Consider the following 6,088-nt stretch of genomic DNA (forward strand, 5'->3'; position numbering starts at 1 on the left):
TGTGACGGCACCCTCAGTTGGGTGGTCTCGGACGGATCGGAGTTCTGCCGGGCGCCCGTCGGCGTCGACGTCATGAGCCCGCGCTCGCCGGCATGTCGGTGGACTACGTCGTACGCCTTGAGCAGGGCCGCAGCAGTCAGCCATCGGTCCAGTTGCTCGGCGCGCTGGCCCGGGCGCTGCGCCTCTCCGACGACGAGCGCGACCACCTGTTCCACCTGGCCGGCCATCGGCCCCCACCGGCCGACGGGGTGGCTCGCCTGGCCCGCGCCGGCCTGATCCGCATGCTCGACCTGCTCGGCGACACCCCGGCCCTGGTGCTGTCCGGCCTGGGTGAGGCCCTCGCCCAGAACCGGGCCGCGCTCCTGCTCATGGGCGACCACACCGGCTTGTCCGGCGACCGCCGCTACGTCGCATACCGCTGGTTCACCGACCCCGCGGTCCGCGCCGTCACCCCGCCCGAGGAGCAAGAACGCCACGGCCGCCAGCTCGTGGCCGACCTGCGTTCGGCCGCCGGCCGCCGGTCCGGCGACTCCACGGTCGCCGGACTCGTCGACCGGTTACAGACCGCGAGCGCCGACTTCCGCCGGCTGTGGGCAGAGCATGAGGTGGCGGTCCGGCGCGCCGACCGCAAGACCCTGCTGCATCCGCGGGTCGGCCCCCTGCTGATGGACTGCGAGACCCTGGTCACTCCCGACCAGGGCCAGCAACTGCTGGTGCTCACCCCCGCGGACGCCGAGACCCGCGAGCGGCTGGAGCTGCTGCGGGTCATCGGCATCGAGGAATTCCCCACGGGGGCAACGGGCCCGACGCCACGGTGAAGCGGCCGGCCCGGCCGACCCGGCCGACATGCCACTCGCCGAAATCGTTCACCTGACACAGATCGGCCGACGCCGCCCGGTTCAGAAGGCGTGCGCCATCAGCTCCGCGAACAGCGCGTGCTCGTCGACGTCGAGACCCCGCGAGCGGAACCAGCCGCAGATGTTGGCGCAGTCGCGCTGGAGGAAGGTCATCCCGTTGAGGTTGCCGACCAGGTCGACGATCTGTGGCAGGTCGATGACGACCAGCCGCTCGCCCGCCGCCAGGATGTTGTACGCCGAGAGGTCGCCGTGCACGATGCCGTTCTGCACCATCGTCGCGAGCGCGTCGGTGAGCTGCTCGTAGTACGAGGCCAGCAGCTCGGGTGAGGGTCGGGTCTGGGCGAGCCGGGGCGCGGTCTGGACGGCGCCGTCCTCGTCGACGACGGTGATCCACTCCATCAGGATCTCGGTGCCGTCGATCTGGACCGGGTAGGGAACCGGCAGACCGAGGTTCCAGAGCCGCACCAGCGCACCCCACTCGGACACCGCCCACTCTCCGGCCGCGACCTGCCGGCCGAAGGTGCTCTTCCGCTTGATGGCCCGCTCATCACGTGAGCGCTTCATCGAGCGGCCCTCGGTGTAGGACGCGGAGCGGTGGAAGGTCCGGTGCTCGGGAGAGCGGTACCGCTTGGCCGCCATGACCACGCCGCCGGCGGGGTCTCGGGGGTCGGCGCGCTCGACGAGGTGGACGTCGGCTTCCTTGCCGGTCTTCAGAACGCCGAGTTCGGTGTCGATCGCGCCCTGCGAGGTCACCACCCAGTCCGGGAGCGGCTCGGGGCCTCGGCTGAGAGGTTCGACGCTGAGCCAGGTCGACCAGCGCTGACCGTCCTCGAGGTCGTCGTAGGCACGGAAGTCGAATACGAACCGGTCGTCGACGTCGTCCAGTACCGCGTTGCCCGGCTGCGGGACGTGGCGGGAGGGGCCGGTGGTGAAGTCGTCAGGAAATGCCGGGTGTTGAGGGTGCTGAGGGTGCTGAGGGTGCTGCGAGAGATCGTCGTGAGACATCGCTGGAAGTGCTCCATGAGTCGAAAGAGAGGCGGTCTGCGGGCAGGCCGAGGACAGTCGTGGTCACCGTCGTGCCTCCTCTCGTGGAGCACCGGGCAGGTCCCGATGTCCCGCCCATGGTGAGGGGCGGACACGGGGAGCGGCAACCGAATAAAGCCGGCCCGCGCCGAGCCCGCGGTGGCCGAGCGGGCCGTCCGGCAGCCGAGCGGCAATCGCCTGGATCGACTTGCGCCGTCCATCCGGCGCCAACCTGCGCAGACAGCAGTCACCCTTGGCCCGCTGGTCCAGGAAGACCTGCGTCAACTCGCCGTCATTTCGGGCCAGTTCAGACCGTTGCAGGGGCCGGCCGAGGGCCTGGACGGACGCGCTGCCGCGCGGCTACGCCCTGCACAGGTGTGGGGTGATCCTGCCGAACGCGTCGTTGCTGGACCGGCTTCCGGTGCAGCCGACACCGGCGGCGGCCGCGGGCCGCTCCCCCACCGCACGCGAACCCGGCCTGTCACTCCGGGTCGGCGACGAGGACTTCCGCACCGCCGGCCTGCATCGTGTCGAGCTGCGACCGTGAAATGCCGGCGTCGACGATGACGAGGTCGAACGCGGTGACGGGTGCGAGCTGGTAGAGGCCGCGGCGTTGGAACTTGGTGTGGTCGACCAGCAGGATCTTGCGGTCGCAGGCTTCCATCAGGGCTCGTTTCACTCCCACGGTCTCTTTTCGGACCGGAGCTGGAGGGCAGCACCGTCGGCATCGTGGGATACGGCGCCATCGGGTCCCGGGTCGCCCGGATCCTCCGCGGATTCGGCGCACAGGTGCTCGTCGCCGACCCCTTTGTCCATGCGCACGACGTGTCACCGGCCGAGGTCACCGACCTGGCGGACCTCATGCGACGCTCCACGTTCGTCACCGTCCATGCCCGCGCGACTCCGGAGACCGAGGGCTTGATCTCCCGGCAGATGATCGACCTGATGCCGGCCGGCGGCGTGCTGGTCAACTGTGCCCGCGGGTCGCTCGTCGACTACGACGCCGGGTGCGACGCCCTGGACTCCGGAAAACTCTTCGGCGCCGCCTTCGACGTCTTCCCCCGCGAGCCGATCCCCGCCGGCTCACGCCTGCTGACGACCCCCAACATCGTCATGACGCCACACCTGGCCGGCGCCAGCAAACAGACCGCCTTCAACGCCGCCTCCATCGTGGCCTCGGAGGTGGCCGCATTCCTGGCAGGCCGGCCACTCGCGCACTGCGCGAATCCTCAGGTCCTGTCCCACCTTCACTGAACTCCCGGCTCCCTGGGCGCCGCCCGGGCTGCAGCAGGCGTTCCTCGATCGACAACTTGGTAGGGTGCGCAAGCTAGTTGCACCAGCTGGAGAGTCGAGGCAGCGCTCAAGGGAAAGAGGCCGGGCAACGATGCAGGCATCAGAGGTCTCGCGTGCGATGGCCGCGGCCAGGTCGATCGCCTCATCGCTTGACCTGGCCGTCGACGACGCGATCATTCTCAATGACTCCAACAAGCTCACTCTGCGTCTGCTGCCTTGTGACGTCCTGGCCCGGGTGGCACCTGTAGAGCAACAGGTCGCACAGTTCGAGGTCGATGTCGCTCAGCGGCTCGGCGAATCCGGGTGCCCGGTGGCTGCCCTTGAGCCGCGCGTGGAGCCACGCGTCCATGAGCGCGATGGCTTCGTGATCACGCTGTGGACCTACTACGAACCCATGGTGCCTCACGAGGTCTCGCCGGCGGACTTCGCCCATGCGCTCGAGCAGCTGCACGCAGGGATGCGCAAGCTCGATGTCCCGACGCCGCACTTCATGGATCGAGTCGAGCAGGCTCAACAATTCCTGGCGAACCGCGAGCGCACTCCGGAACTCGCCGACGCGGACCGGGAGTTGCTCGGCGATACGCTACGTCGTCTGAGGCGAGCGATCGCCGAGCGCGGCGCCGCCGAGCAGTTGCTGCACGGCGAGCCGCACCCGGGCAACCTGCTCACCACGAAGAACGGGCTGCTGTTCATCGACTTTGAGACGTGTTGTCGTGGGCCCGTCGAATTCGACCTCGCCCATGCGCCCGAAGAGGTCAGCGAGCACTATCCGGGTGTCGACCAGGACTTGCTTCGTGAGTGCCGGATCCTCGTGCTGGCAATCATCACAACGTGGCGTTGGGACCGAGACGACCAACTCCCGAACGGGCGCCAACTCGGCGCAGAGTGGCTCGACCGGATCCGAGCAGCACTCGATCCCAACGGCCTGGATGTTCATGGCTGATTGCGGTCAGATGCCTGCGGTCTTTCAGGTGCGCGCTTCGGCCGGCAGGTGTTTTTCGAAGGGCAGCGGGCCCATGGCTTCCGGGTCGGCGGACGTGTCGAACAGCGGGGTGTAGCCGGTGGCCAGATACAGACCGCGGGCCTCGGGCTGGCGCGGCCCCGTGGTCAGGTAGATCCGCCGGTAGCCGCGCGCCCTCGCCTCGTGCTCCAGTTCGGCGACGACACGTCGCGCGAGGCCACGTCTGCGGTGGGCGGAGTGCGTCCAGATCCGTTTGAGTTCCGCTGTGGTTGCGTCGTACCGGCGGAAGGCGCCGCCCGCGACCGGCTCATCTCGCTCCAGGACCAGGAGCAGCACCCCGCCGTGCGGCCGGGTGAACTCCTCGTCGGGATAGCGGGCGAGTTCGGCGTGAGCGTCCTTGCCGTATCGCGTCGAGTACTCGTCGCCGAGTTCGCGCAGCAGCGGTCTCACCCGCGGGTCGGACACGGTCACTTGAATCACCGTCAACTCGATTGAGGACGACGGTGGTTGCGCCACTGATGTCATCCATTCACCGCCGCGAGGTTCTGCGTGGCGCGCGCCGCCCGTTCGGCGTCGTGCTTGGCGTCGCGCTTGGCGACCTCCTCGCGGACGATCGGGATCACGTACCGGCCGAAGTCGATCGCGTCGTCCAACAGGTCGTAGCCACGGACGGAGAGGATGTCGACACCGAGGTCGTAGTAGTCCAGGAGGGCTTGGGCGACCGTCTCCGGCGTGCCGACCAGGGCGTTGGAGTTGCCCGCGCCCCCGGTTGCGGCGGCTGTCGGAGTCCACAGGGCACGGTCGTACCGCTCGCCCGCCTCGGCGATCGCGATCAGCCGCTGCGAGCCGGTGTTCTGCGGCAGCGCCTGCCCGTTGTGGCGCTTGGTGATCGCCTCGCCCTTCTCCTTACGGGCCTTGATCACGCCGACCGTGCGATGCGCCTTCTCCCAGGCCAGTTCCTCGGTCGGGGCGATGATCGGGCGGAACGCCACCTGGATGCGGGGTACTTCGGTGCGGCCCGCGGCCTTCGCGGAGGCCTTCACGTTCTCGATCTGCTCGGCGGTCGTCGCGAGGGGCTCGCCCCAGAGGCAGTAGATGTCGGCCTCGGCGCCCCCTGCGGCGTACGCGGCGGGCGACGAACCTCCGAACGACACATTCGGGCGGGGCTGTTGAACCGGGAAGACGTCGCTGACGAAGTCGTGGAAACGGTAGTGCTCGCCCTCATGGTCGAAGGGCTCGCGGGTCGTCCAGATCTTCTTGACGATCCGGATGTACTCGCGGGTGCGGGCGTACCGCTCGTCCTTGGTGAGGATGTCACCCTCGCGGCCCTGCTCCTGGTCGTTGCCGCCGGTGATGAAGTGCACGGTCAGCCGGCCCTCGCTGATCCGGTCGAGGGTGGCGAAGGTCTTCGCGGCGAAGGTCGGGTACGAGACGTTGGGCCGGTGGGCGAGCAGGATCTGGAGCCGGTCCAGCCTGCTCGCGATGTAGGCGGCGGCCGGCGCGGGGTCCGGCGAACCGGAGCCGTAGGCGAACAGCACCCGGTCCCAGCAGTGCTCCTCGTGCACCCGCGCCAGCCGGAGGGTGTACTCCTTGTCGAAGGCTGCGCCGGACCGCGCGGTGGTTTCGGATCCGTTGTTGGTCGCGGCGATGCCGAGGAACTCGACGGGCATGGGAATGACCTTTCGTACGGCTGGCGGAACTGTCCTTTGCACAGCGGGATGTGACCGCTCGTCAGGCAATGGCTCGTCAGGGAACTGGTGCCGCGCTTGGAGCGAGCGAGGCGGCACTGGGCGTTCAGGCGGCAAACCGAACGGCAACGCGCGTCAGGGCCCACAGGACCACGTCGTTGTGCGGGTCAGCGCCTACGAGGGGGGGCCGGATGGCGTCCCGCCGAGTGGTGTAGCAGATCAAGCTGACGGAATCACCAGGTCGCGGCCCGAATCGCCCTCGTCGG

Annotated in this window: 7 protein-coding genes and 1 pseudogene; 3 read left to right on the forward strand and 5 right to left on the reverse strand. The window is 69.0% G+C overall.

Annotated elements, in window-relative coordinates:
- Positions 1-17 precede the first annotated feature (17 nt).
- Complete coding sequence (locus O3Q52_RS47210; protein WP_269654635.1) at positions 18-818, forward strand: helix-turn-helix transcriptional regulator; 801 nt, start codon at positions 18-20, stop codon at positions 816-818.
- 81 nt (positions 819-899) lie between these two features.
- On the opposite strand, the gene O3Q52_RS47215 is transcribed toward O3Q52_RS47210, so the two are convergent.
- From O3Q52_RS47215 to O3Q52_RS47225, 3 genes and pseudogenes are all read right to left on the reverse strand, one after another.
- On the reverse strand, positions 900-1,862 hold the full coding sequence (locus O3Q52_RS47215) for a serine protein kinase RIO (RefSeq protein ID WP_269654636.1): 963 nt from the start codon (positions 1,860-1,862) through the stop codon (positions 900-902).
- Positions 1,863-2,051: 189 nt separating this feature from the next.
- A pseudogene (locus O3Q52_RS47220) lies at positions 2,052-2,201 on the reverse strand (IS701 family transposase); the annotation flags it as partial.
- A gap of 160 nt (positions 2,202-2,361) precedes the next feature.
- Positions 2,362-2,559 carry a hypothetical protein gene (locus O3Q52_RS47225; protein ID WP_269654637.1) on the reverse strand — a complete coding sequence of 66 codons (198 nt, stop codon included), beginning with the start codon at positions 2,557-2,559 and terminating at the stop codon, positions 2,362-2,364.
- Between the two features lie 50 nt (positions 2,560-2,609).
- On the opposite strand from O3Q52_RS47225, the gene O3Q52_RS47230 reads away from it, so the two are divergent.
- Positions 2,610-3,134, forward strand: a complete 525-nt coding sequence (locus O3Q52_RS47230) for an NAD(P)-dependent oxidoreductase (protein ID WP_269654638.1) — start codon at positions 2,610-2,612, stop codon at positions 3,132-3,134.
- Positions 3,135-3,264: 130 nt separating this feature from the next.
- Entirely contained in the window at positions 3,265-4,116 is an 852-nt protein-coding gene (locus tag O3Q52_RS47235; RefSeq protein WP_269654639.1) for a phosphotransferase enzyme family protein, read from the forward strand.
- Positions 4,117-4,140: 24 nt separating this feature from the next.
- Here the strand turns inward: O3Q52_RS47235 and O3Q52_RS47240 are convergent, their stop codons facing one another.
- Together O3Q52_RS47240 and O3Q52_RS47245 are read right to left on the reverse strand one after the other, a co-directional pair.
- Complete coding sequence (locus tag O3Q52_RS47240; RefSeq protein WP_269654640.1) at positions 4,141-4,659, reverse strand: GNAT family N-acetyltransferase; 519 nt, start codon at positions 4,657-4,659, stop codon at positions 4,141-4,143.
- Positions 4,656-5,804, reverse strand: a complete 1,149-nt coding sequence (locus O3Q52_RS47245) for an LLM class flavin-dependent oxidoreductase (RefSeq protein ID WP_269654641.1) — start codon at positions 5,802-5,804, stop codon at positions 4,656-4,658. Before O3Q52_RS47245 ends, O3Q52_RS47240 begins: the two co-directional genes overlap by 4 nt.
- Positions 5,805-6,088: the final 284 nt, after the last annotated feature.

Source organism: Streptomyces sp. ActVer (assembly GCF_027270795.1).
Lineage (GTDB): Bacteria > Actinomycetota > Actinomycetes > Streptomycetales > Streptomycetaceae > Streptomyces > Streptomyces umbrinus_A.

Bases quoted from the DNA above. Each gene is read 5' to 3' on its own strand.
- O3Q52_RS47235 (WP_269654639.1), top strand. From the start codon at position 3,265: ATGCAGGCATCAGAGGTCTCGCGTGCGATGGCCGCGGCCAGGTCGATC.
- O3Q52_RS47215 (WP_269654636.1), bottom strand. From the start codon at position 1,862: ATGTCTCACGACGATCTCTCGCAGCACCCTCAGCACCCTCAGCACCCT.
- O3Q52_RS47240 (WP_269654640.1), bottom strand. From the start codon at position 4,659: ATGACATCAGTGGCGCAACCACCGTCGTCCTCAATCGAGTTGACGGTG.
- O3Q52_RS47245 (WP_269654641.1), bottom strand. From the start codon at position 5,804: ATGCCCGTCGAGTTCCTCGGCATCGCCGCGACCAACAACGGATCCGAA.